Consider the following 23,635-nt stretch of genomic DNA (forward strand, 5'->3'; position numbering starts at 1 on the left):
GCCCGGAAACCGCCGCCGCCGTGGGCCCAGGGGCCCAATCCCTCACCGTCCCCGGCCCTGTGTCCGGCCCCGGAACCACAGGGCGATCGCCTCGCTGCGGGTGCGCACCCCGAGCGTGGCGAAGATCCGGTTGATGTGGTTCTTCACCGTCTTCTCGGAAAGGAAGCACCGGTCGGCGATCTCACCGTTCGACAGGCCCTCGGCGATCAGTTCCAGGATCTCGGTCTGCCGCGTGCTCAACCCCAGGTCCGGTGCCTCGGTGGGCTCCGGGGCGGGCGCCGGGGAGCCCCGAAGCGCGTCCAGCGCACCGACCGAGAAGATGCCCGAGCCCCGGGCCACCGCCAGAACTCCACCCACCAGGTCGTCCGGCTGGAAGGCGCCGTGCACCAGGTACCCGGACGCGCCGGCGTCCACCGCCGTGCGGATCACCTCGTGGTCCTCGGTGAACGTCAGCATCAGGACCTTGCTGGTGAGGGCGATCTCGGCGGCGGCACTGACCCCGTCCCGGCGCGGCATGCGCACGTCCAGCAGCACGACGTCGGGCTGCAGGGCCCGGGTGAGCTCCACCGCCCGCTCCCCGTCCCAGGCCTCTCCGACCACGTGGATGTCCGGGCTGGCGGCCAGCAGCCCGCGCAGACCCGCGCGGACGCTGCTGTTGTCGTCGACCACCAGGACCGAGACCGGCCTCACGGCTCGACCTGCCGGATCTCCAGCGAGGGCAGCAGGTGCACGTCGGTCAGCGGGGCCCGCAGCACCACCGAGGTACCGCCTTCCGACCGCGACAAGATCCGGCAGGTCCCACCGATCTCCTGCAGCCGCTCCCGCATGCCCCGGATCCCGAAATGCCCCTCGGCCTCCCGGGAACCGATGATGCCGAGATCGAATCCGGGCCCGGAGTCGCACACGGTCAGCACCGCGAACTCCTCGTCCGGCTCCAGCCGGACCTCGACCGGGCCCTGCGGAGCGTGCCGCCGGACGTTCTCCAGAGCCTCCTCCAGGGCGGCCAGCAGTTCGTAACGGGTGTCGGCCCCCAGCGGCTGGATGGCCTCCAGCCGGACGCAGAGCCGGCGTTCGTGCTGAGCCCCCCAGGCCCTCAGAAAGTCGCCCAGCACCTCGTGGAAGTCCCGGGACGGTTCGTCGGTGCGCATCCGGGTCAGCAGCGTGCGGGCCTCCTGCACCGCCTGCTGCGCACTGACCGCCAGATCGGCGGCGACCTGCTGGGCCCGCAGGCCGTCCTGCTCCACCCAGCTGGGCAGGGCGGAGGCGCCGAAGGCGATGCCCTGCAGCGACTTCGCCAGCGAGTCGTGCATCTCCCGGGCCAGCCGGGACCGCTCGTCCTGGGCCGCGGCCGCCTGCACCCGGATCGCCAGCTCCCGCTCGGCCACCTGCTGGGCCTGGTAGATCCGGGCCACCGAGCGGCCGATCCAGACCAGGCAGAGGAAGGCCACCGGCAGCCCGTACAGCAGCAGGAACGGCGTTGCCGAGTCACCCGCGTGCTGCCGGATCGCGGCCGCCGCGTAGGTCAGGGCCAGACACGGGCCGAGGATGCAGGCCACCGGGAGCGGGTAGAGCAGGCCGATCAGGAACGCCGTGCTCAGGGCGGCCAGGGCCAGCGGGCTGTCCACGCCCAGCACGCCGAGGACGGCGACCACCAGCAGCACGTCGATCAGGGCCAGCAGCGGGTGCCGGGTGAGCAGGCCGAGGAACTGCGGGTAGAGCACACCGGCCAGGCTGCTGGCCCCGAGCAGGAAGATCGCCAGCAGCAGCCGGCCGGTCAGCTGCTCGCCGACCAGCCCGACCAGCCCCACGCCGATCGAGGCGAGCCGCACCAGCATGGCCAGTTTGACGCTCTGGATCAGGTCGCCCGAGGCCGCCGGGTAGAAGGCGGAGTGCACCCGCGGGTGGGCCGCGCCGACCATCAGGAACCCCCCAGCAGGGAACCGAAGTCGACGTCCGACCCGAGGAAGAGACCGACGAAGATCAGCACCATGATCGCCGGGACCAGCAGCAGGCTGGTCACCAGGGTCACCCGCGGGGCGGCCTGGGCGGCCCGGCGGCGCATCCGCTGGGCGTTGCTGCGGCGCATCTCGACCGCGATCTGCTTGAGCGTCTGGGCCAGCGGGGCGCCCAGTTCCTCGGACTGCAGGAAGGCGGTGACGAACTGGGCCAGGGCCTCGGAGTCGTTCCGGTCGCGCAGCTGGGTGAAGGCCGAGCGGCGGCTGGCCCCGTTGGCGATCTGGTTCAGGGTCAGCGTCATCTCCTCGGCCAGCGGCCCCTGGTAGCGCTGGGCCACCCGCAGCAGCGCGGGCCGGAAGGCCACCCCGGCCGAGACCGTGACGCTGAGGATGTCCAGGAAGTCGGGCAGGTCCTGGTCGAGGCGCTGCTGCCGCAGGCGCCGGGCCCGGGAGAGCCGGGCCAGCGGCATGATCACGACCAGTACCAGGGTGAGGCCGACGGCGAGGAACTGACCCAGCAGCAGGCACAGCAGGGCGACCGGGCCGAAGATCAGGATCCACATGCCCGCGGTGCGCAGCACGGTGTCGGCGGTGGCGCCGTCCGGGCGGCCGGCCAGCGTGACCTGCCGGTCGAGCCAGCGCAGGCCCTGGGTGCCCAGCAGCGCCCGCAACGGCGGCACCAGCGGTCCCGCCATCCGGTACAGCGGCCCGCCGCCGGTGGCCTTCTGCTGCTGCTCCCGGCTGAGCAGGACCAGGTCACCCACGTCGAGACCCTCGATGTCGCGCGAGCGCAGCAGCCGCCAGCCACGGAAGAAGAGCAGCACCGCGGCCAGCGCCAGCACGCCCGGCACCAGCGCGGTCACGACTCGACCCGGGTCAGCTTGCGGATCATCGTCAGGCCGACCGCGAACAGCAGGCCGGAGACCGCCAGGGCGGCCTGACCGACCAGGACGGTGGTCATCTCCCGCACCGACCCGGGGTAGGCCAGGTTCATCCCGACCAGCACCAGGAACCCGAGCACGATGATGATGTAGCCGGTGGCCACCGACTGGGCCAGCGTCGTGCGCACCTCCCGCCGGGTCTCCTTGCGGGTCTCCAGGGTGTCGGCGATCTCGCGCAGGGCCTCCACCAGCGAACCACCGCTGCGGGCACTGACCACCAGCGTGGCGGCCAGCACGCCGACCTCCCGGGAGACCAGCCGCTCCTGCAGTTCGCCCAGCGCGGTCTCCAGCGGCACGCCGAAGGCGACCCGCTCGCTGATCCGGCGCATCTCGGTGCGGGCCGGCTCGGCCAGCTCGGCCCCGGCCACCGCCACCGCGGTCGAGATGGACAGACCGGCGTTGGTGGCGTTGGCCAGAACCCGGGCCAGCTCCGGCATCTGGGTGACGAAGGCCTCGAGCCGCCGCGCTCTCTCACGACTCAGGTAGGCGCGCACCGCGACCAGCCCGGAGGCCACTCCGACCACTCCGAAGAGCGGGGCCAGCAGCACCCAGAGAGCGATCGCGGCCACCACCGCGACCCCGACGCCGGCCCCGAAGACAACTACGGGACGCCGGTCAAGACCGGCCAGCACCATCTCGCGTTCCAGCCGACGCCCCAAGGAGGTCGCCCGGAAGACACGGTCGGCCCGGTCGAGCCGGGCGCCCCCGGCGTAGTAGTCGTCGCCCATCACGGCCTGGACCACCTGACGGCGCCCGGCCGACACGGACAGGAACTGGGTCACCCCGGCCAGGAAGGCTCCCGCCGCGAGGACGAGGAGCAACAGGATCAGCAGGTACACGCAGACCTCACCTCAGCTCGATCGGCTGGGTACTGGGACCGAATGTGCTCCGTCGTCCGGCCCGGCGCGGCGAGGCCGGTTCGCCGAAGCCGTCCGGAACCCGTTCCCCCCGCTCGGCCAGCCGTTGGGCCAGCGCCGGAGGCAGCGGGTAGCGCACGAACGCACCGCGCTGGCCCGGCGCCGCCCCGGGGGCGTCCGGTTCCCAGCGCATCAGCGGCACCACGCTGAACGGCTCCTGCCGGCGCGAGGTCAGATAGCCGACCTCGGTGACCCGGCGGGTGCCGTCGGCCTGGCGGTTCAGCTGAACCACGATGTCCACCGCGGTGTTCACCTGGTCGCGCAGGGCCTCGAACGGGATCCGGACCTCGCTCATCGAGGCCAGGGTCTCCAGCCGCGACAGGGCGTCCTCGGAACTGTTGGCGTGCACGGTGGTCAGCGAGCCGTCGTGGCCGGTGTTCATCGCCTGCAACATGTCCAGCGCCTCGCCACCACGGCACTCCCCGACCACGATCCGGTCGGGCCGCATCCGCAGCGAGTTCCGCACCAGGTCGCGGATCGTGACCGCGCCCTGGCCCTCGACGTTGGCCGGCCGGGTCTCCAGCTGGATCACGTGGTCCTGCTGCAGCGCCAGCTCGGCCGCGTCCTCGATGGTGACGATCCGCTCGTGCCCGGGGATGAAGGCCGACAGGGCGTTCAGCATCGTGGTCTTGCCCGACGCCGTCCCGCCCGAGACCACCAGGCTCAGCCGGGCCCGCACGCAGGCCGCCAGCAGGTCGGCGGTGACCTGGTCGAGGCTGCCCCGGGCCATCAGCTCGGACAGGCCGTAGGCCTTGGGGAAGAGCCGGATGGTGACCGTGGGCCCGGCCAGCGCCAGCGGCGGCAGCACCACGTTGACCCGAGCCCCGCGGGGCATCCGGTGATCGGCCGGGATCCGCGCGTCGACCATCGGGCTGGACTCGTCCACCCGCCGGTTCACGGTGGACACGATCCGGTCGATCGCCTGCAGCAGCTGCTCGTTGTTGGTGAACCCGGAGGGCACCCGCTGCAGCCGGCCGAACCGCTCGACGTAGATGGTGTCGTGTCCGTTGATCATGATCTCGCCGACCGACGGGTCGGCCAGCAGCGGTTCCAGCACGCCCAGGCCGACCGACTCGTCGACCACCCGGCGCACCAGCGACGCCCGCTCACGGGTGCTGAGGATCACGCCCTCACGGGAGACCAGGTGCGCGAGAACGCGTTCCAGCCGGACCCGGCGCTGGGAGATCTCCAGCCGGCCGAGCTCGCGCAGGTCCACCTCCTCGAGCAGCAGGCGCTTGAACCGCTCGATCAGCATCTGGTCGGCATCGGCGCCCAGACCGGCCCCGGCCGCCGGCTCGCGAGTGCCGCCGAGCTCGGCCGGAGCCACGAAATCCCGGTAGGACCTCACGGCATCACCACCTCCCGGGTGATCCGGAAGGTGGGCATCGGCGCCACCCGCGGCACCTGCACGGTCAGCCGCACCCCGTGCCCGGGCCCGGTGGTCTGCACCGAGGCCACGTCCAGGGCGCCGGGCAGCGCGGCCTCGGCCGCGGAGGCAGGGTCCTGCCCCAGGCTGTAGGCCCGGGCGGCCTGCCGGGTGGCCTCGTTGGCCGAGGTCATGGCCCACATCGCCACGGCCGCCTGGAACACGTACAACCCCACCACCAGGACGATCGGCAGCAGCACCGCGATCTCGAGCGAGGACTGCCCGCGCTCACCACCGGGCCGCCTCACGGTTCCATCACCACGGTGCGGCTGGTCTCGACCCCGCCGGGGAACGAGGCCGTGCCCGGAACCACCATCGGCACCGGCAGATTCACCGTCACGGTGTTGCCGGAGGTACTCACCGAGAGGTCACCGGCGAGACCTCCGGGCACCCCGGCCCGCGCCGCCACCGCCGGGTCCTGGCCCACCGAGACCGCCCGGGCCGCCGCCGAGGCCGCGTGCCCGGACCAGACGAACGTCATCCCGAAGAGCACCAGCTGCCAGATCACCAGCAGGGTGAACAGCAGCACGGGCAGGGTGCCGACCACCTCGATGGCGGCCTGCCCGTCGTCCTTGCCGCGGCGCCGGGAGCGGCCCTTGGCCGGCTCGGCGGCCACCGCCGGGGCGCCCGGCGCCACCTGCACCTCGTGGCCCACGGCCCGCAGCGCCTTCCACCACACGTCGTCGCGCAGTTCCAGCGGCGAACGAGAATTGATGACGGGTTCCAGTCGCCGGAACATCGCGGGGAGCCCCGCGCTGAGAACCGGTGCGCGGGTGAGCTGGCGGATCGTCTCGGCCGACACGCTGGACTGCCGGCTGACGCGGTTGACCAGCACGTGGAGGTCGCTCTCCTTGCGCACGCCCAGCCCCTCCCACTGGGTGATCGTGCGCCGTAGGCCGCGCAGGGCCAGCACGTCCGGCGTGGTCAGCATGACCACCTCGTCGGCCAGCTCCACCGCGGCCGCCTGCACCGGCGTCACGTGCGCCCCGGCGTCCACGACGACCAGGTCGTACTCATGCCGCAGCACCGCGAACACCTCCCGCAGCGACTGCGGGTGCACCGCCTCGATGTCCCGCACGTCGGCCGGGGCCAGCAGCAGCCCGAGCCCGCTCTCGTGCAGCACCACCGCGTCGGCCACGGCCTGCGCCGACAGATCTTCGGAGACCTTGGCCACGTCGGCCACCGAGGTACGGTGCCGGACCTCGAGAATGCCCGAGACGTCGCCCTTCTCCAGGTCGAGGTCGACCAGGCAGACCCGGTGCCCGGGCAGGTTGCGCAGCACGTCCAGGGCCAGGTGGGTGGCCACCGTGGTGGTGCCCACCCCGCCCTTGGCCCCGGCGAAGGCGATCACCCGGGCCCGGCCCGGGCCGCTGAGCACACCGGCGTCCCGGGGAGCGGCCAGGATCCGGCGCATCTGCTGAGACCACTCACCGGCCGCCGTGATCCGGGCCCGCAGGTCCTCGTAGGCCGGCGGGAACGCGACCACCCCGCGCGCCCCGACGTCCATCGCCATCGTGAACTGGCTGGTGTCGGCGCTCGCGGTCACCACCAGCAGGGCGCAGCCGGGCCGGCGCAGCGACAGGTCGCGCACCGCCTGCAGGGCCGGGTCCGGGCCGAGCTGGTCGTGCACCAGCACCACGTCCGGCTCCAGCCGCAGCACGGCGGCCACCAGCTCGCTCGTGGTCTCCACCACGAACTGCACCTCCACGCCGTCCATCTCGCCCAGGGCGGCGCGCAACTCGTAGGCCACCGACTGGTCGGCGGCACCGATCACCACGCTGATCATCAGTTAGTCCCCTCCGGAACCGCTTTCCCACCGAGCTGTTTGGCGTCGAAGCGGTCCTGCTCACCGCTGCGGTCGGCGTTCTCGTCGGTGGGCAGGCCAACCAGCCGGACCTCCTGGGCGAAGGCGTTGGCGTAGGTCACCGCCAGCGCGTCGTCCGGCTTCAGGGCCAGGGTCACCGGCACCACGTCGGACTGCCCCACTCCGCGCTCGTCCTCGGTGGTCACCGTCTGCTGCCCGCCGATCGAGACCACCCGCACGTCCCGCACCAGCACCTGGACCTGCTTGGCCAGGCCGTTGACGTCGGCGAAGACCGCGTAGATGTCCACCCGGTCGCCCGAGGTCACCCGCCCGCCGATCCCGGTCACCGGGTCGACGTTGATCGCGATCTCCCGCTCGTCCGGGTTCAGGTCGGAGACCGCCAGCAGCATGTCCGCGCTGATCGTGGTGCCGGTCTCGACGTTGAAACCCACCTTGCGGCCGAGCAGGTCGGCCAGTTCCTGCCGGCTGGCGGCCGAGGTCCAGCGCTCCGGCACCTCGACCGGCTGCAGGTTGGCCTCGCTCAGTTCGGTGTAGGCCGGGATCTGGGCCTTGGCCTGGTACACGGTCACCTTCGCCCCGACCTCGCTCTCGACGTTCGAGGTGTAACTGGCCACCATCACGAAGACGGTGATGCCGAGCAGGGCGGCCAGGAGCATGAACAGGACGCCGCGGCGCTGGCGGGGGTTCAACGGAGACCTCCGGAGGTCGAACGGGACGGGGAACCACCTACGCCGGAGGCGCTCTCGGTGTGGACCCGACAGAATGGGCAGATCGCCGCGATCTGCTCGAGCCCGCAGGCCCGGCACCGGGCCGACGGCCGGGCCAGCAGGTCGGCGGGGCGGGCCGGCAGCGCGGCCAGCTGACCGGCCCGGGCCGTGCCGTAGACCGATTCCCAGCGGCCCGGAAGCCGAACCGGGCGGACACTCACGGAACCGGCCAGCCGGGCGAGCTGCTCGGCCACCGGGCCGGGCACGCCCTCCTCCTCCATCAGCAGCACCTGATCACCGGACGACCGGGAGAAGGCTTCCGGGACAACCCGGTTGAACACATGAGGATGGTCTCCCTGGCGTACCAGGAAGCCGGGACCGGGCAACAGCGAGCGCAGATGCTGACTCATGCTCGGGGCCGGGCGCCCGAGCCTGCTCACCGAGGCCGTCCAGGCTCCCGACCAGGAATGCCCCAGCAGCGTGCGGGCCAGTTCGTGGCCCAGGGCGGGCTCCTCGGTCACCGACCGCGCGAAAGTCAGCGCAGACAGGATGGCCAGCGGCGCCTGAGGGCTGTACAGGCCCGCCAGTTCCATCTCCGGCAGATGCCCGGCCGCGAGCGTGACCTGTAGAGACACGCGTTCGGCGAGGGCCTCGGGGGCCGCGACGGAGACGTAGCGGTGCCCGATCCGATGCCGGATCTCCTCGATCGAGGAGACCACCTCGTCGACCGCCACCACTTCCACGCCACCCACCGACGCCCGCGTCGATCCAGGATCCGCAACCACCAGACAGGACCACATACGCTCGGAACCCCACCCTTGACGGCAATCACTCACCGTTTCGACTATGTACGCTCTACGCCCCCCGGCGTTCCCACACCATAGAACCTGATTCGGCCTTTGTGCACTCTCAGTGAAGGTAGTCACGTCATATGCCGGAACTTCATAACTCGTGGTTAGACATCTCTTACGAGTCGTCCGACAACTGAACAGGAGTCCGAATGAGAACGACTACGCTCCGCTTACACGTCGACGGGCGTGACGTGGCCCCGCTCTGGCTGGCCGACAGCTACTGGCGCCGCGCCCGCGGCCTGCTCGGCACCCGGTCGATCCCCGGCGCACTGCTGCTGCGACCGGGCAACAGCGTGCACGGGATGGGCATGCTGTACGCGCTCGACGTCGCCCTGCTCGACGACGAGGCGACCGTTCTGCACGTGCTCACCCTGCGACCGTTCGGCCTGACCCGTCCCCGCCCGGGCGTGCGTCAGGTACTCGAGGCGAACCGAGGATCGTTCAGCCGGTGGGGACTTCGGGTAGGCAGCCGAATTACCGCCCACGACAATGGAAATGGCCGGTGACGTCCCTCCGAAGTCACCGGCCATCATCCCCCCGGGCAGAACATACCGCACCCGCGCACTCCCGAAGACCGCCCTAACCAGGGGTTTTCACCCTGGTCAAGCCGAACCGGAAGCTTCTCGGCCCCTTCCTGACCCTACCGAGCAGCACCGGATCCCTCCGGCACCGCCCCCTTGTCGACAACTGTAGGGATGCAAGCCGCCGCTGCACACTTTCCGTGAACGACATCACGCCGTCCGAGGGAACCCGGTCACCACCGGTGGTGAATGTCGAACACGATGTCGAAATTCGGACGCAGGTCCGAAACGGTTCGACTACCTTCGGTCAGTCCTCAGGACAGGAGCAGGATCCCGAAGAGCGCCGCCAGGATTCCCGCGAGGACGAACGAGATCGAGCCCCGCCGGTCGAGCGCGAGCACCTGGACCTGGAAGTGCTGGGGATCGGACGGGTCGTACCAGACCGGCACCCGCTTGCCGATCACCGGCGTCACGACGGCGAAGCCGGTGCGGCGTTCGGCCACCACCGTCTCTCCGTGCCGGGTGGTGAAGCGCACCACCGGACGGCGGTTCGAGGCGCCGATCACACTGCGCTCGCCGATCACCTCGCCGACCACCTCGGGCCAGATCCGCCGCACCTCGTTCTGCCGGCTGCGCCGCAGCAGCCCGGTGCCCAGACAGAGCAGGAAGAGCACCCCGACCACACTCCGGGCCAACAGCATCGGTCCAGCGGTGTCGTACATGGGAACTCACCCTAGGCCAGGCCGAGTTCCCGCCCGGGAACGATGCCCCACGCCGCCGCCCGCCCGGCCTCCGTCTCGAGGATCCAGGCCGACCGCAGCCGGGGCCGGCCGAGCCGGTGGGGCCGCATCGGCGCCACTGCCAGCACCCGGCCGTCGCGACGCACGTAGACCACGTCGATCGCGAACCGCATACCGAAGGTGTGCACACTCGAGCCCGGGCGCAGCACCAGGCCGGTCGCGATCCCGTCCCGCCCCAGCAGTCCTTTCGAGCGCGCGGCGTAGCTGACGGCCACCTCGACCTGAGCCACCGGCACACCGTCCACCGACAAAGTCTTCACGAACGTCCTCACATCGGGTCCAAAGGTAACAATCACGCGAATCGCCACCATGTAATCGTCCGGTACGGCACAGTGACCAGTGATGAGCCTGATCGTTCGTCGCCCTGATCGCGCAGCGCTCCCGGACGCCGGCCCGTCGCCGATCCGGTACCTCGCCGTGCTCACCGGCAGCTGCCTGGTGGTACTGGTCACCGTGGTGCTGACGCCGGTGCTCGGGCACGGTGTGCGCAAGACCTTCTGCGGCAACGGCGACACGGCCTGCGCAGCGCCGGTCATCGCCGCCGCGGCCGAGACCCGTTGTCAGGTACTCAGCCACGCCGACGTGGTGCCCGACGATGCGGTGCTGTTCACCGACGACCTGGGCAGTTCCGGACGGTTGACGCTGAGCCGCACGGTGGACAAGAACGCGGTGGTGCACTGGTTCGTCCGGCGCGACAACGTTCCCGGTTCGGTCCGCGGGGGTGAGCTCACCGAGTTCCCCACCGAGAGTGCCGCCCGCGCGTACATCACCGCCGCCCAGCACGAGCCGGTCCGGCGCCGGCTGCAGAGCGCCGATCCCACCGGTCTGCTGGCCCGGATCGCCGAAAAGGTGGACGGGCACCCGATGCCGGGCGAGATGGTCCGGCAACCGCATGCCTACTTCGTCGACGCGGGCTCGGCCCCGGATCTCGCGGCCCAGGCCCGCTCGGCGGTCGGCGGCGGCATCGTCGGGGGCGGGGTGGCCGGGGTCGCAGAGGTTCGGGTCACGCAGGAGAAGCAGCCTTCCACGACGATTTTCGTCGAGCTGACCGAGAAGGCAGGCGAATCCTTCCGTCTGGGAACCCCCGGATCCGCAACCACGGTGGCCGGGGTGACCTTCGACCGGTTCGGGCGGGCGCGGTACCTGGTGATCGAGACGGCGGGTGGGTTGCGGGGGTGGCTGAGCGCGTCGGCCGGCACCCCGGAGCATCTGCTGGGCACGCTTTTGGACGTCGGTGAGCCCGAAGGCTCGGATCTCACCTCCGATTCGGTCGAGTCGGAGGAACCAGAGGAACCGGCACCGTTCGTCGGGCGGGCCACGATCCGGATCGATCTGCTGAGGAGCGAACCCGCCGGCGCGACCGCCGACGTGCTGCACTGGCTGGGCGTGCCGTTACTGCTCGATCTGGGCCAGGGCTCGGAGCTGGAGGAAGGTCAAGATCCCGTCCAGCGCCTGTACGCCCTGCTCGACGCCGGGGCGCCCGGCACCTCGGTCACGGTCAGCGCCTACCGAACTGCCCAGAACGCCTCGCCCGAGGTAGGTCTGGGCATGCTCGGCGGGCTGACCGTCCGAGGCGCCCTTCCCGGCGACGACTTCTACTATGCGCCCGGCCAGGGTCTGGTCAGGTGGCAGACGTGCGCATCCTGACCGGGCTTTCGCTGGCCGTGCTCCTGCTGGCCGGCTGCTCAAGTGATCCCGGACCCCCTCCCGGGGCGGAACCCATGAACGACGGCCGTACCCAGGTGTTGCCGTTGTCCGGGCTGGACCACTACACGGTCGGCACCGGAGCGCTCAGTTTCGAACTGCCCAGCGACGTCGACTACTCACCGGAGACCTCGAGCGCCGCTGCGAACGAGACCGGCGCCGCCCGGGTGCGGGTCTGGCGGGCCTCCGCAGAAGGCGGCTCCTGCGTCGTGATCGCCGGCGAGAAGCTCGACTACCGGGGCACTTTTCCGGCTGCCGCGATCGCCACCTTCTCGGCCGGCCGCGAACCGGGCGGGCAGATCGAGCAGAACGAGCCGATCGACCCGGTTCCCGGCACCGTGGCCGGAGTGCGCCAGAGCAGCCGCTACCCGATCGTCCCCGGTGATCTGTACGGCCCCCAGGGCGCCCTGTTCGTGCGCCAGTTCCTCACCGAGGAGTCGACCTTGATCTCGCTCAACGTGGCCGGCCCGGCCGACGCCGTCGAGTCCTGCCGGCTCGAGGAGATCGCCTCCACCCTGCGGCCCGGGGGTGCCTCGTGAGCAGCGGGGCCGAGCCCGGGCGACCGATTTTCCCAGGGCCACAACCGATCACCGGCCAGGCCCCGATCGTGCCGGTGGAGAGCCGGCCGGTGCCCCGCGAGCCGCACGACACCCAGCCCACCCGGATCCTGCGGCAGACCGCCCGCCGCGCCCAGCCGGCCCCGGCGCCGCCCCCACCGCCTCCGGCCCCCGAGCCGTCCGAACCGCCGATCCGGGTCCTGCTGGCCGACGACCTGAACCTGTGGCGCGAGGAGAACGGGCCGGCCGGCCTGCTCAACGTCTCGTCGGCCACCCGTCTCGGCCTCCTGGAAGACCTCACCTCCGACGGAGCCCGGCTGCTCATGCTGTGCGGCGAGACCGCCGAGGCGGCCGTCACCCGCGAGGCGGCCCTGGCCCGGGCCGCTCTCGACGTGGAGATCACCGTGGTCGCCCTGCCGAACGGCCCGCTCGGGCAGTACGCCGTGGCCCGCATCAGTGAGCAGGCCCTGGCCGTGGCCGGACGGCCGTCGTCGCTGGTGGTCTCGGTCTTGCCCACCCTGGCCGCCGAACTGGTGAACGTGGCCGTGCTGCACAGTGTGACCGGGCTCGACCTTCCCGGGGTCGGGGTGGGCCACCACCTGGCCTCGATACTGCCCGGCCAGCGCCAGTTCGCGGTCCAGGTCACACCGCGCCCGATCGTGCGCTCACTGTCGAAAGACCTGCTTTCAGAAGGCTTCACCCGCGCCGCCTTCGGCTCCGCCGAGACCCGGGTGCTGATCGCCGGCCCGCACAGCATGCCCGCACCGCTCCAGGCCCTGACCGGGGTGAGCGACGTGCCGCACCGAGTGCGCACCGAGCTCGACCTGCCCGGTTTCTGGGGCGACGACGAGGCCACCGAGATCGTGGCCGTGCCCCGTGACCCGGCCGCCTGGATCGCGCAACGGGTTCCGCTGCAGCCGTACTCACCCTGCGACTGGTGCGGGGCGGCGCTGGTCGCCGCGGCCCCGCGCTGCGTGTTCTGCGGCTACCAGGTGCCTAGCCGATGATCTCGATCCGCAGGCTCTCCCGCACCGCGTCGAGGATCTCCTCGGGCGGGCCGACCGCGGCCACCATGACCGGGAACGGCCAGGCCTCGAGGATCTCCAGCTGCATCGCGTCGGCCATGGTGAAACAGTCGGAGTCGTGGCCGAGCTTGGCCATCGTGGTGTCCACCAGCCAGTGCGCCAGGGCGTCCTGCTTCGCCGGCCCGGGTGCCGGGCACTCCTCGAACGTGATCCGCGAGAGCGCTGCGGCCTGAGCTCTCTGGTCCTGCACGTCGGCCGGGCCGTCGATCACCTGACCGGGCGGAGCCAGCACCCCCACCTGCACCCCGTCCCCGGTTCCGGCGAGGTAGACGTCGCCGCACCCCAGGCCGCCGGAGTGTGGGTTCTCCTGCCAGTTGCGCTGGGCCGCGGCGCAGGCCGCCGCCGTCAGGTCCGGCTCCCAGCCGCCCAGGGGCGCGAACAGAACCCCTAGGCCCCAGGGAATCTCGTCCGCCGCCTGCAGGATGGTGGCGTCGCGCAACTGGTGGGTCGCGGCGACGGCGGCCGAGTCGGCGGCCGTCTGGGTCTGGGTCTTCTGCTCGGAGGCGCTGCCCACCTGGGCGAAGAGCAGACCCAGGAACAGCAGCGCGGCCACGACGAGGAGGAGGGCCGGCGCGATCTGACCCTCCTCCCCTTCAGGACGACGTCGGGACCGCACGGGATGCGGTGACTTCATCCGGTGCGGCCGCGTCGTCAGCCTCCTGCGTTGAAGATGTCGTTGATCTTGTTGGTGATGTTCGTGGCGATGGTCTGGCCGATGTTGCTGGTGGCGATCGCGACGATGATGATCGCGACGATGACGACGATGCCCATGTACTCGGCCGCCGTCTGCCCCCGGTCCTGCCCGGCCCGACGTCCGCGCCCGACCGTCGTCGCGAGCAGACTCAGTAGCGCGCAGTAGACGCGAATCATCCTGCTCTCCCCTCGTTAGCGCCGAACGCTAACCCTCCGGCCCCCGCCCGGCGAGGGTCCGTGGGCCCAGCCGCGGGCCCAAAGTCCTTCAGCGGGCGGTGCCCACCCAGACCGCGACGGCCTGGGCGCGGGAGGTCACCCCGAGCTTGGCGAAGATCCGGTTCACGTGGTTCTTCACGGTTTTCGGGGCCAGGAACAGCTGGGCCGCGATCTCCCCGTTGGTGCGCCCGGCCGCCAGCAGGCGCATCACCCCGGCCTCCCGCTCGGACAACAGCGCCGCCACGGCCGGATCGGCGGCCGGAACCGACTCCGCAGGCGCGGGCGGACCGGCCAGGACCCGCACCACCGAGGCGCTGAACACCGAACCTCCCCCGGCTGCCGCCAGAATGTTCTGCACCACCGCGGTTTCGTCGAAAGTGCCGTAGACGAGGTATCCCCGGGCCCCGAGCTGCACCGCCGCCCGCACCGTCTCGTCCTCTTCGCTCGAGGTCAGCATCAGCACACAGGTGAAGGTGGCCAGCTCGGGAAGCACCTCCAGCCCCGACGTACCGGGCATCCGGACGTCCAGCAGCACCACGTCGGGGCGCAGCTCCCGGGCCAGCCGCAACGCCTCGGCGCCGTCTGCGGCCTCACCCACCAGGTCGGTGGCCGGCTCGGCACCGAGCAGCTGCCGCAGGCCGATCCGGATCACCGGATTGTCGTCGGCCACCAGAACCGTCACCGGGCGCACCGTCACGGCACCCCCTCGGCCAGCACCACCGGCTTCGGCTGCTTCGACTGTTTCGCCGGCTTCGGTGGACGGGCCGGCACCGCCAGCCGAACGGTGGTGCCGTTCCCCGGCGCGCTGAGCACCTTGAGCTTGCCGCCACTACGGCTGGCCCGTTCGCTCATCCCGACCAGTCCGTAGTGCCCCGGATGCCCGGCCGAGACGTCGAAGCCGCGCCCATCGTCCGTAATCTGCAGGACCACCTCGGCACCGGCAGCCGCCAGCGTGAGCGTGACCCGCCGGGCCTGCGCGTGCTTCACCACGTTGTGCAGTGCCTCGGAAGTGACCGCCAGCATGGTGTTCCGTCCGGCCGCGTCGGGCCCGGGCCGGGGAGTGCCGCGCTCGTCGTGCACCTGCACACTCAGCCGGTGTCCGGCCGTGGCCGCGGTGGCGCGCTCGCGCAGCGCCTCGACCAGATTGCGGTGGGGGTTCTCGCGCAGCCCCTGGATCACCACCCGGGACTGCCCGGCCAGGCCCTCGGCGGTCTGACCGATCACCCCGGCCGCCTCGCGGGCCGAGGTCAGGTCGCCCCGGTCCAACGAACTCTGCAACGTCCGGCTGAGAAGCCAGACCCCGTGCAGGTTCTTGGTGAGCGAGTCGTGCAGCTCGCGGGCCACCCGCAGCCGTTCTTCCCGCACCGCCGCGCTCCGCCGCAACCGCCACAGCTGCGTAGCCGTGCGCTCCTGCTCGTCGAGCAGCCGGCGCAGTGCCACCCCCGCCGGACCGGCCGCCAGCACCAGCGCCGGAAGGGTGATCGTGGTGTGGAAGTCGTTGCCACCCGGCACGTATCCGGTGCGGAACACCAGCAGCACCCCGTAGACCAGCGTGGCCCCCAGGCCGACGAGCAGCACCGGCCGGGCCCGGTAGGTGAGCCCGGCCAGCACGCCGCCGGCGATCAGGTACAGCACCATCGGCGTGCCCAGACCGGTCACCCCGAGCACGACCAGGGCGGTGAACTGGTCGAGCACCAGCACCAGCGGATGACGCCGGCCTTCGATCAGGGTCCAGTAACGCAGGGCCAGGTAGTTCAGCGCCATCATCACCAGCAGCACCCCGAGCAGGGGGCCGGCCGGATCGTGGTCGGCCCGCAGCGCCACCACACTCAGGCCCGGGGCCCCGATCCGCGGGATCAGCACGTACTGGGCCAGCCGGCCGACCGCGTCCGGCTCCGGAACCGCTGGCCGCCGGCGCATCACAACGAGCCGAGATCCACGTCGGAGCCCAGGAACAGGGCCAGGACGAGCAGGGTGACCACGGCGGGCATGATCACCATGGTGATGATCAGGCTGACCCGGGGCGCGGCCCGGGAGGCCCGGCGCCGGGCGATCTGGGCGAACTCCCGGCGCATGTCCCCGGCCAGCTGGTTCAGCGTGTCGGCGAGCGGGGCACCGAGCTCCTCGGCCTGGATCATCGCGGTGACGAACAGGCCCATCGTGGTCGAGCGGGGGTTGCGGTCGCGCAGTTCGAGGAACGCCTCGCGACGGTGCACCCCGATCTCCATGCGACGCATGGTGCGGCGCACCTCCTCGGCCAGCGGCCCCTCCAGCGTCTCGCCCACCCGCTCCATCGCGGCCCGGAAGCCCAGGCCCGCGGTGACGGTGATGGCCAGGACGTCCAGGAAGTCGGGCAGTTCCTGCTCGATCTGCCGCTGCCGCCGCTGGGCCTCGCTGTAGAGCCACACCGAGGGGTAGGCCAGGAGCAGCAGGGAGGCCGGCCCGGCCAGGACCGGCAGCTCGCGCAGAACCAGCAGGAACCCGCCGAGCAGGGCGAGCACCGTGTAGGCGCCCTGCAGCTCGGCGAACCCGGCCACGTCCATCCCCCGGGGCTGCCCGGCCGCGGCGATCAGGTTGCGCACCTCCAGCCGCCAGCGGGGGCCGAGCAGGCCGCTGATCGCCGGGCCGGTGCGCCGGCCCAGCAGCCGGTAGATCCCGGCCACCAGCGGGATCCGGGCGCCCACCGGCCCGCGCCCGAGAACCGGCACCGATCCGGTGTCGGGCAGGGCCACCTCGGGCGGGGCCTTGAGCAGCTGCCAGCCGTACAGGCCGAACAGGTACACCAGCAGCCCGGTGAGCGCGAAGGTGAGGGCGTCGGGGTTCATCAGACGTCGATCCGGGTGGTCCGGCGGATCATCCAGAATCCGGCCGCGTACATCACCAGGGCGATCACCAGCACCACCTGGCCGATCAGCGAGGAGGTGACCTCGTTCAGCGTGCCCGGGGCGATCACGTTCATCATCAGCAGCGACCCGGCGCCCAGGAAGAGCACGATCCAGCTGGTGAAGACCGCGCCGGAGAGCATGGTCCGGACCTCGCGGCGCAGGTCCTTGCGGGCCTCCAGGGTCTCCGACATCCCCCGTAGCGCGGTCACCACTGCGCCCCCGGCCCGGGCCTGGATGATCAGGGTGCGGGTCAGCAGGGCGAGCTCGCGGCTGGGCATGCGCTGCTGGAGGTGGTCGAGCGCATCGCTGAGCGGGGTGCCCACGTCGAGTTCGCGGGCCAGCCGGGCCATCTCCGAACCGGCCGGTTCCTCCAGATCCTCCCCGGCCATCCGGATCGCCGAGCGCAGCGCCAGCCCGGCCGAGGTGGCGTTCGACAGCACCCGCGCCACCTCGGGCAGCTGCCCCACGAAGTCCTCCCGCCGGCGGGCCTCCCGGCGGTCGAGCACGGTCAGCGCCAGCCGCACCGCGGCGGCCGCCGCCAGCACGGCGAACCACCAGCTCAGCAGCTGGGCCGAGAGCAGGTAGGTGACCACCGCCAGGCCCGCCAGGGCCAGCCAGATGTCGGCCATCCGCCAGCGCACCCCGGCCCGGTCCAGCCGCATCTGCAGCCACCGGCCGTGGGCGGTCCGCCGCAGCCGCCCGTCCAGCCGGTTGATCCAGCGGTTCGACGAGCGTTCCACCGTCTCCAGCGCGGTGCGCTGGGTCAGCGCCTCGCGTTCGTTGGTGCCGAGCACCCACTGCGCGTAACCCAGCACGGCGAGAGCCAGCACACCGGAAGCAGCCCAGAGGATCATCGCCGGTACTCCAGGAACTGCGGCGGGATCAGCTCCCCGCGCACGATCAGCCGGTCGGCCAGCGCGGCGGGCAGCCGGTGCGGCACGAAACGGCCGACGACCACCCGGTCCGCCCCGGTCGGCTCGGCCTCGAAGTGCATCAGCCGCTCCAGCCGGTACTCCTCGCGGCGCTTGGAGGTCACCGCGATCACCTCCACCACCCGGCGGGACCCGTCGCCGAACCGGGAGAGCTGGATGATCACGTCGATCGCGTTGTTGATCTGGTCGCGGATCGCCGCGAACGGCAGTTCCAGCTCGCTCATCGTGGCCAGCGTCTCCAGCCGGGACACCGCGTCCTGGGTGGAGTTGGCGTGCACCGTGGCCAGCGAGCCCTCGTGGCCGGTGTTCATCGCCTGCAGCATGTCCAGGGTCTCGCCGCCGCGGACCTCCCCGACGATGATCCGGTCGGGGCGCATCCGCAGGCTGTTGCGCACCAGGTCGCGGATCGTCACCTCGCCCCGGCCCTCGATGTTCGAGGGCCGGGCCTCCAGGCTGACCACGTGCTCCTGCTCCAGCCGCAGCTCGGCCGCGTCCTCCACGGTGATGATCCGCTCGTGGGTCGGGATGAACGCCGAGAGCGCGTTCAGCATCGTGGTCTTGCCGGTACCGGTGCCGCCGGAGATCAGCACGTTGAACCGGGCCCGCACCATCGAGGCCAGCAGCAGGGCGGTGGCCGTGTCCACGGCGCCGATCTCGGCCATCCGGTGCATCGGGATCGGTGCCGGGAAACGGCGGATGGTCAGGGTGGGCCCGGTCAGCGAGAGCGGCGGGATCACCACGTTCACCCGCTCCCCGCCGGCCAGCCGGGCGTCCACCATCGGGCTGGACTCGTCCACCCGGCGGTTCACGGTCGAGACGATCCGGTCGATGGTCTGGTAGAGCTGCTCCTCGCTGGCGAAGGCGAAGGGGGCGCGCTCCAGCCGGCCGGCCCGCTCGATGTACACGTCCTTCGGCCCGTTCACCATGATCTCGGTGACCGACGGATCGGCCAGCAGCGGTTCCAGGACGCCCAGGCCGAGCGAGTCGTCGATCACCCGGCGGATCAGCTGGGTGCGCTCGGTGCCGGAGAGCATCGGGCCCTCGCGGCTGAGGATCCGGGCCAGGACCCGCTCCAGCCGGGTGCGCCGCTGGGCCGGGTCGAGCGACGAGAGCTCGTTCAGGTTGAGCTCTTCCAGCAGCGCCCGGCGGTAGCGCTCGACCAGCGCCTCGAACTGCCGGGCGGCGTCCTGGCCGGCACCGCGTTCACCGGCCGAGCGCAGATCTCTCAGCCCCATGGCGGCGTCGCCTGCTCCCGCTCGAACCAGGCCGTGCGGGCCACTTCGGGGCCGGAATCCAGACCAGGGACGATGATGGGCATCTGGAGAGTGACTGTCACCGAAGGGCTCTCCCCACCATTGAGAGTCACACTCATCCCCGCCTCCAGCCAGTCCGGCACCGACCGCTGGGCCGAGGCCTGCGGGTCACCGTCGCCCTGACTCACTGTGCGGGCCGCCGCCCGGGCCGCCGAACTGGCCGCCTGGACCGTGGTGGCGGCCACCGTGAGCTGGAGCGCGGCGAACAGACCGAGCGCCAGGTAGGGCACCGAGCCGAGCAGCTCGATCGACGCCTGCCCCCGATCGCCTCTCAAGGCAACCGCCCCTCGAAACGCATCTGCGCCGTGGCGGTGGCATTCAGCGCATCACCGAAAAGGGCGGCCACGCCGGGGATGAAGGCGGGCGTGACCACCTCCACCGTGACCTCGGCGTCGGGATCGCCCCAGCGCGGATCGCCGCCGGCCCCACCGCCCAGCGTGACCTGCGCCCCCTCCTGCCAGGCGCCCGGCAGCTCTTCCCGGGCCCGTGCGTCGATGTCGCCGAAGCCCTGCTCGGGCGAGACCGACACCCGCGCCGCCGCACTCGCCGCATGCCCGGCCAGCACGTGGCTGTAGCCGATCAGCACGCCCTGCACCAGGCAGGCCAGGAGAATGCCGAGAACCGGCAGCAGGCCCATGAACTCGACCGCTGCCTGGCCCGCGTCGCGCCGCCGGGCGGCCCGGCGGCCACTGCCGCCTGCCTCGGCCGGCTGCCGGACCCCGAGCGACTCCGCCACCCGCACCAGGGCGCGGCGCGTGTCCCGGTCGACCAGCCGCTGCGGTTCACCCGTGTTGGCGGCCGCCTCGAACGACCGGAACGAGGCGGGCACGCCGAACTCGCTGATCGGCAGCCGGGCCAGGCGGGCGGCCAGGTCGGGCTGCACCTCCACGCCGCGCGAGATCCGGTTCAGCAGAACCGTGACGTCCTTCTCCGGACGCAGGCGCAGCCTCTCCCACAACTGGGCGGTGCGCCGGCACCCGCGCATGCTGAGAACATCGGGCGTGGCCACCAGCACGGCCCGGTCGGCGATCTCCACCGCACAGGCCCCGGCCGGGGTGAGCACGCTGCCCACGTCCATCACGACCACGTCGAACCGGGACTTCAGGGCCCCGATCACCGCCCGGCCGACCGCCTCGGTGATCTCCTCGCCGCGCTCGCCCTCACGCGGGGCCAGCAGCACACTCAGGCCGGAGGAGTGCCGGAACAGCACGTCGTCGAGGGTCTGCCCGGAGATCTCGCCGACCAGCCCGATCAGGTCGGTGATGTCGCGCCGGTGGCTGATGTTCAGCAGGGTAGCCAGGTCTCCGCTCTGCAGGTCCAGATCGACCAGGCAGGTGCGGCGCCCCGCGGCGGCGGCCTCCAGGGCCGTGTGCAGAGCGAGCGTGCTGGTGCCGACCCCGCCCTTGCTGCCGGCCAGCGCCACCACGTGCCCACTGCCCAGCATCCGGGCGTTGTCACCGGCGATGTGGCTGCGCACGATCCCGGCCCAGGAGGCGGCACTCTCGATCCGCTGCCCGAGGTCGTCGATGGTGAACCCGAGCGGGGCGATACTGCGGGCCCCGGCCTCCATCGCCACCCGGAACAGTTCCGGGTCGGAGGTGGAGGACAGCAGCAGGATGCCGACGAACGGATCCTGCCGGGCGGTCTGCCGGATCAGGTCGAGAACCGGCACCGGACCCAGTGTTTCGGAGACGATGAGTACGTCGGGGCGGAAACCGGCCACCGCGTCGGACACCTCGTGCGAGGTGGAGCAGACGTGGACCAGCTCGTCGCCCAGTTCCTCGGCCACCGACGAAACCCGTTGCACGGTGACCTCGTCCGCGCTACCGAGCAGCAACCGGCGGTTCACGGCCCGTTCCCCCCGGCTTTCACCGGCTTGAGCAGCTTGTCCCCGTCGAGCACGTCGGCATTGCCCGGCGGGCGCGAGCGGGTGCCCGGCGCGACCAGCGCCAGCCGCACCTTGGTGGCGAAACTCTCGGCGTAGGTGACCTTCAGGCTGTCCTCGCGATCGAGCGCGAACGTCACCGGCACCACCTCGTTCTGCTCGAAGTCACCGGCCTCGGCATCGGGTGAGTCGACCCGCTGCAGCGCACCGATGGCCAGCACCTGGGCATTGCTGACGATCACCCGGGCCTGGTCCTGGTCCTCGCTGGCGCCCTGGGCATCGGTGCTGCGCACACTGAAAGTGCCGTAGATGTCGACCAGGTCGCCCTTCTGGATCTTCCCGGCCACCCCGGTCTCGGCGTCGATCAGGATGGCGATCTCGCTCTGGCCGGGCTTGAGCTCCGGCGGCGCGGCGGCCATCCCCTCCTGCAGCATCGCCCCCTGCGGGATGTCGGCGGTGGCGACCAGGCCGCGGGAGGTGTCGAACGACTGGATCGCCGCCTCGGGCAACCACTTCGAGGGCAGCTCGACCTCCTCGACCTGGTCACCGGTGATCGGCTGGTTCTTCTCCACGTCCTCGGTGAAGCGGTAGCTCGTGGTCATCGGCCCGACCCGGCGGCCGATGTCGGTGACGTAGCCGGCGATCATCACGAACACCGCGATCGCACCGAGTACGGCGACCCCCATGAGCAGCACACCGCGCCGCTGTCGCGGATTCATCCCTGCCCTCCAGCGCGAGAACCACCAGGTTGGGCCCCCTGCTGGGCCCGGCCGGGCCCACCTCAGTGACCTTGGGTTGAAGTAAGGTAACAGAGAATTGTGTCGTTAAACGGGCAATACCGGAGAATCGGTCATCGGTCGTTACCTGCGCGCCACCCCTCGCAGCGCCCGGACACCCCTGTCCCGGCGCTGGTGGTCGTTCCCCGAGGACGAGGACGCGGCCGAGGCCACGGCGGCGCGCATCCTGCTCGGCACGGCGGTCGGCCTGGCCACCACCGTCGTGGCGTTCCTGGTGCCGCAGACCCTGCTGGTCGCAGTGGCGTTCGGTACGGCCGACTACGCCACCGGCCGGGCCGGCGGGCCGGGCTTCACCCTGCTGGCCGTGCTGGTGGTGGTCTTCGCCTGTGGCGCAGGATCTTTGACGGCGGCGCGGGAGTTCCGCCGAGCCGAGCTGAGTCAGCTCGACAGCATGCGCACCGCGGTGCTCCCGACCGGGCTGCTGGCCCTGGGGATCGCCGCGCACGGAGGGCTGAACGGGTCGGGCTGGCTCGGCGCCGGTCTGCTGCTGCTGGCCACCGGGCCGGCGATCGTGCTCTGCGCCCGGATCGGCGCCCGCACCTGAACCCCCAGCCGCAAGTCGTCCATTCGGCCCATCTCAAAAGAACCCGAACAGAGGACGAGGGGAGCCACCTCGCGGAGGTGGCTCCCCTCGTCCTTCAATCCGGTTTCTAGTTCTTGCTCAGGTCCTCGAGGTACTGCTCCAGTCCGGCCACCACCATCATGTGGTCCTCCACCTCGGGCAGCCCGGACACGGTGACCGTGCCGACCACGCCCACACCGTGCACGTGCACCGGGAACGAGCCCCCGTGGGCCGCGTACTCGGCCGGGTCGAGCCGGAACCGTTCCTCGAACGTCTCGCCCGCCGCCAGCGACTGGCGCCCGACCAGCAGCGAGGACAACCCGAAGCGATCCACCACGGCGGCCTTGCGGCGGATCCAGGCGTCGTTGTCGGCGCTGGTGCCGGGCAGGGCGTAGTGGAACAGCTGCTGGCCGTTGCGGCGCAGGTCGACCGTGACCGGGGCGCGCCGGGAGGCGGCGAGCTCGACCAGGATGATCCCGATCTGCCAGGCGTCGTCGTTGTCGAAGCCGGGCAGCCGCAGCCGTCGCTCCTGATCCTCCAGTTCCTCGATCAGGGCATCCAGCTGTTCGTCGTTCGCCATGCTCACCAGTCTTACCTTCCCGGTCGCCAGACGACCAGCGCCGTAGAGGTGACAGGCCGCCGCGGCCGCCGGCCGGGTGGCACCGCCACGATGTCGCCCCCGGGCTCGGCCGCGAACACCCGCCCGCTGCTGCGCAACTTGGCCTGGGTGAGCCGCAGCTCCTCGAGCAGTGCGTCGAGGCGCCCCTGCAGGGCCCGGTTCTCGTACTCCAGCTCGAGGATCCGCTTGATCCCGGCCAGGTTCACGCCCTCTTCCTGCGAAAGCCGTTGCACCTCGCGCAGGGACGCGACGTCGCGGGCGGAGTAGCGCCGCCCCCGGCCGGCCGACCGGCCCGGCGTCACCAGGCCGAGCCGGTCGTACTGGCGCAGGGTCTGCGGGTGCATCCCGGCCAGCTGGGCAGCCACCGAGATGACGAAGATGGGCGCGTCCGGATCGACGTTGAACTGCACGTCCGCGGCCTTGCCCTGGTCTGTCATCGCCGGG

General features: G+C 71.6%; 28 protein-coding genes. 5 read left to right on the top strand and 23 right to left on the bottom strand.

Annotated elements, in window-relative coordinates; genetic code table 11:
- Positions 1–42: 42 nt before the first annotated feature.
- From QSK18_RS04345 to QSK18_RS04385, 9 genes are all read right to left on the bottom strand, one after another.
- Complete coding sequence (locus tag QSK18_RS04345; protein ID WP_285616615.1) at positions 43–690, bottom strand: response regulator; 648 nt, start codon at positions 688–690, stop codon at positions 43–45.
- Positions 687–1,919, bottom strand: coding sequence for a sensor histidine kinase (locus QSK18_RS04350; protein WP_232808612.1), 1,233 nt, complete (start codon positions 1,917–1,919; stop codon positions 687–689). Before QSK18_RS04350 ends, QSK18_RS04345 begins: the two co-directional genes overlap by 4 nt.
- A complete protein-coding gene (locus tag QSK18_RS04355) occupies positions 1,919–2,818 on the bottom strand; it encodes a type II secretion system F family protein (protein ID WP_232808613.1) in 900 nt (299 codons plus the stop codon). The genes QSK18_RS04350 and QSK18_RS04355 overlap by 1 nt, the downstream gene beginning before the upstream one ends.
- Positions 2,815–3,735, bottom strand: a complete 921-nt coding sequence (locus QSK18_RS04360) for a type II secretion system F family protein (protein ID WP_232808614.1) — start codon at positions 3,733–3,735, stop codon at positions 2,815–2,817. Before QSK18_RS04360 ends, QSK18_RS04355 begins: the two co-directional genes overlap by 4 nt.
- A gap of 7 nt (positions 3,736–3,742) precedes the next feature.
- Complete coding sequence (locus QSK18_RS04365; protein WP_269809518.1) at positions 3,743–5,068, bottom strand: TadA family conjugal transfer-associated ATPase; 1,326 nt, start codon at positions 5,066–5,068, stop codon at positions 3,743–3,745.
- An 89-nt stretch (positions 5,069–5,157) separates the two neighbouring features.
- A complete protein-coding gene (locus tag QSK18_RS04370; protein ID WP_232808616.1) occupies positions 5,158–5,487 on the bottom strand; it encodes a TadE/TadG family type IV pilus assembly protein in 330 nt (109 codons plus the stop codon).
- Positions 5,484–7,025, bottom strand: coding sequence for a CpaE/TadZ family protein (locus tag QSK18_RS04375; RefSeq protein WP_285616616.1), 1,542 nt, complete (start codon positions 7,023–7,025; stop codon positions 5,484–5,486). Before QSK18_RS04375 ends, QSK18_RS04370 begins: the two co-directional genes overlap by 4 nt.
- Complete coding sequence (gene cpaB / locus QSK18_RS04380) at positions 7,025–7,753, bottom strand: Flp pilus assembly protein CpaB (protein ID WP_232808618.1); 729 nt, start codon at positions 7,751–7,753, stop codon at positions 7,025–7,027. Before cpaB (QSK18_RS04380) ends, QSK18_RS04375 begins: the two co-directional genes overlap by 1 nt.
- On the bottom strand, positions 7,750–8,514 hold the full coding sequence (locus tag QSK18_RS04385; protein WP_285616617.1) for a hypothetical protein: 765 nt from the start codon (positions 8,512–8,514) through the stop codon (positions 7,750–7,752). Before QSK18_RS04385 ends, cpaB (QSK18_RS04380) begins: the two co-directional genes overlap by 4 nt.
- Positions 8,515–8,771: 257 nt before the next feature.
- On the opposite strand from QSK18_RS04385, the gene QSK18_RS04390 reads away from it, so the two are divergent.
- On the top strand, positions 8,772–9,128 hold the full coding sequence (locus tag QSK18_RS04390; protein WP_285616618.1) for a DUF192 domain-containing protein: 357 nt from the start codon (positions 8,772–8,774) through the stop codon (positions 9,126–9,128).
- A gap of 329 nt (positions 9,129–9,457) precedes the next feature.
- Here QSK18_RS04390 and QSK18_RS04395 read toward each other — a convergent pair whose 3' ends face one another.
- Both QSK18_RS04395 and QSK18_RS04400 read right to left on the bottom strand, forming a co-directional pair.
- The gene (locus QSK18_RS04395; protein ID WP_285616619.1) at positions 9,458–9,865 is read right to left on the bottom strand and encodes a DUF3592 domain-containing protein; all 408 of its coding nucleotides are present in this window, start codon (positions 9,863–9,865) and stop codon (positions 9,458–9,460) included.
- Between the two features lie 11 nt (positions 9,866–9,876).
- A complete protein-coding gene (locus QSK18_RS04400) occupies positions 9,877–10,203 on the bottom strand; it encodes a DUF192 domain-containing protein (protein WP_285616620.1) in 327 nt (108 codons plus the stop codon).
- 82 nt (positions 10,204–10,285) lie between these two features.
- On the opposite strand from QSK18_RS04400, the gene QSK18_RS04405 reads away from it, so the two are divergent.
- The 3 genes from QSK18_RS04405 to QSK18_RS04415 all read left to right on the top strand — a co-directional run bounded on the left by QSK18_RS04405 (position 10,286) and on the right by QSK18_RS04415 (position 13,211).
- On the top strand, positions 10,286–11,590 hold the full coding sequence (locus tag QSK18_RS04405) for a hypothetical protein (RefSeq protein ID WP_285616621.1): 1,305 nt from the start codon (positions 10,286–10,288) through the stop codon (positions 11,588–11,590).
- Positions 11,578–12,186: a putative periplasmic lipoprotein gene (locus QSK18_RS04410; RefSeq protein ID WP_285616622.1), complete on the top strand. Its 609-nt coding sequence runs from the start codon at positions 11,578–11,580 to the stop codon at positions 12,184–12,186. The genes QSK18_RS04405 and QSK18_RS04410 overlap by 13 nt, the downstream gene beginning before the upstream one ends.
- A gap of 68 nt (positions 12,187–12,254) precedes the next feature.
- Complete coding sequence (locus QSK18_RS04415) at positions 12,255–13,211, top strand: hypothetical protein (protein WP_285616623.1); 957 nt, start codon at positions 12,255–12,257, stop codon at positions 13,209–13,211.
- On the opposite strand, the gene QSK18_RS04420 is transcribed toward QSK18_RS04415, so the two are convergent.
- The 10 genes from QSK18_RS04420 to cpaB (QSK18_RS04465) form a co-directional block, all read right to left on the bottom strand.
- Complete coding sequence (locus tag QSK18_RS04420) at positions 13,201–13,923, bottom strand: pilus assembly protein TadG-related protein (RefSeq protein WP_269809422.1); 723 nt, start codon at positions 13,921–13,923, stop codon at positions 13,201–13,203. The genes QSK18_RS04415 and QSK18_RS04420 overlap by 11 nt on opposite strands.
- Positions 13,924–13,940: 17 nt before the next feature.
- Positions 13,941–14,159 carry a hypothetical protein gene (locus tag QSK18_RS04425; RefSeq protein ID WP_232808627.1) on the bottom strand — a complete coding sequence of 73 codons (219 nt, stop codon included), beginning with the start codon at positions 14,157–14,159 and terminating at the stop codon, positions 13,941–13,943.
- Positions 14,160–14,247: 88 nt separating this feature from the next.
- Positions 14,248–14,880, bottom strand: coding sequence for a response regulator (locus tag QSK18_RS04430; protein ID WP_285616624.1), 633 nt, complete (start codon positions 14,878–14,880; stop codon positions 14,248–14,250).
- Between the two features lie 11 nt (positions 14,881–14,891).
- Positions 14,892–16,118 (bottom strand): sensor histidine kinase, encoded by a 1,227-nt coding sequence (locus QSK18_RS04435; protein WP_232808629.1) that lies wholly within the window; start codon positions 16,116–16,118, stop codon positions 14,892–14,894.
- Positions 16,118–17,023 (bottom strand): type II secretion system F family protein, encoded by a 906-nt coding sequence (locus tag QSK18_RS04440; protein ID WP_285616625.1) that lies wholly within the window; start codon positions 17,021–17,023, stop codon positions 16,118–16,120. The genes QSK18_RS04435 and QSK18_RS04440 overlap by 1 nt, the downstream gene beginning before the upstream one ends.
- Positions 17,023–17,937, bottom strand: a complete 915-nt coding sequence (locus QSK18_RS04445; RefSeq protein ID WP_232808631.1) for a type II secretion system F family protein — start codon at positions 17,935–17,937, stop codon at positions 17,023–17,025. The genes QSK18_RS04440 and QSK18_RS04445 overlap by 1 nt, the downstream gene beginning before the upstream one ends.
- Positions 17,934–19,250: a TadA family conjugal transfer-associated ATPase gene (locus QSK18_RS04450; protein ID WP_232808632.1), complete on the bottom strand. Its 1,317-nt coding sequence runs from the start codon at positions 19,248–19,250 to the stop codon at positions 17,934–17,936. Before QSK18_RS04450 ends, QSK18_RS04445 begins: the two co-directional genes overlap by 4 nt.
- Complete coding sequence (locus tag QSK18_RS04455) at positions 19,241–19,603, bottom strand: hypothetical protein (protein ID WP_232808633.1); 363 nt, start codon at positions 19,601–19,603, stop codon at positions 19,241–19,243. Before QSK18_RS04455 ends, QSK18_RS04450 begins: the two co-directional genes overlap by 10 nt.
- Positions 19,600–21,177, bottom strand: coding sequence for a CpaE/TadZ family protein (locus tag QSK18_RS04460; protein WP_232808634.1), 1,578 nt, complete (start codon positions 21,175–21,177; stop codon positions 19,600–19,602). The genes QSK18_RS04455 and QSK18_RS04460 overlap by 4 nt, the downstream gene beginning before the upstream one ends.
- Positions 21,174–21,932 (bottom strand): Flp pilus assembly protein CpaB, encoded by a 759-nt coding sequence (cpaB, locus tag QSK18_RS04465; protein WP_232808635.1) that lies wholly within the window; start codon positions 21,930–21,932, stop codon positions 21,174–21,176. The genes QSK18_RS04460 and cpaB (QSK18_RS04465) overlap by 4 nt, the downstream gene beginning before the upstream one ends.
- Before the next feature lie 280 nt (positions 21,933–22,212).
- On the opposite strand from cpaB (QSK18_RS04465), the gene QSK18_RS04470 reads away from it, so the two are divergent.
- Positions 22,213–22,554, top strand: coding sequence for a hypothetical protein (locus tag QSK18_RS04470; RefSeq protein ID WP_285616626.1), 342 nt, complete (start codon positions 22,213–22,215; stop codon positions 22,552–22,554).
- Positions 22,555–22,660: 106 nt separating this feature from the next.
- On the opposite strand, the gene QSK18_RS04475 is transcribed toward QSK18_RS04470, so the two are convergent.
- Together QSK18_RS04475 and QSK18_RS04480 are read right to left on the bottom strand one after the other, a co-directional pair.
- Complete coding sequence (locus QSK18_RS04475) at positions 22,661–23,152, bottom strand: heme-degrading domain-containing protein (RefSeq protein WP_232808637.1); 492 nt, start codon at positions 23,150–23,152, stop codon at positions 22,661–22,663.
- Between the two features lie 11 nt (positions 23,153–23,163).
- Positions 23,164–23,628: a heat shock protein transcriptional repressor HspR gene (locus tag QSK18_RS04480; protein ID WP_232808638.1), complete on the bottom strand. Its 465-nt coding sequence runs from the start codon at positions 23,626–23,628 to the stop codon at positions 23,164–23,166.
- Between the last annotated feature and the right edge of the window lie 7 nt (positions 23,629–23,635).

The sequence above is a fragment of the Kineosporia sp. NBRC 101677 genome, assembly GCF_030269265.1.
GTDB classification, from domain to species: Bacteria; Actinomycetota; Actinomycetes; order Actinomycetales; family Kineosporiaceae; genus Kineosporia; species Kineosporia rhizophila.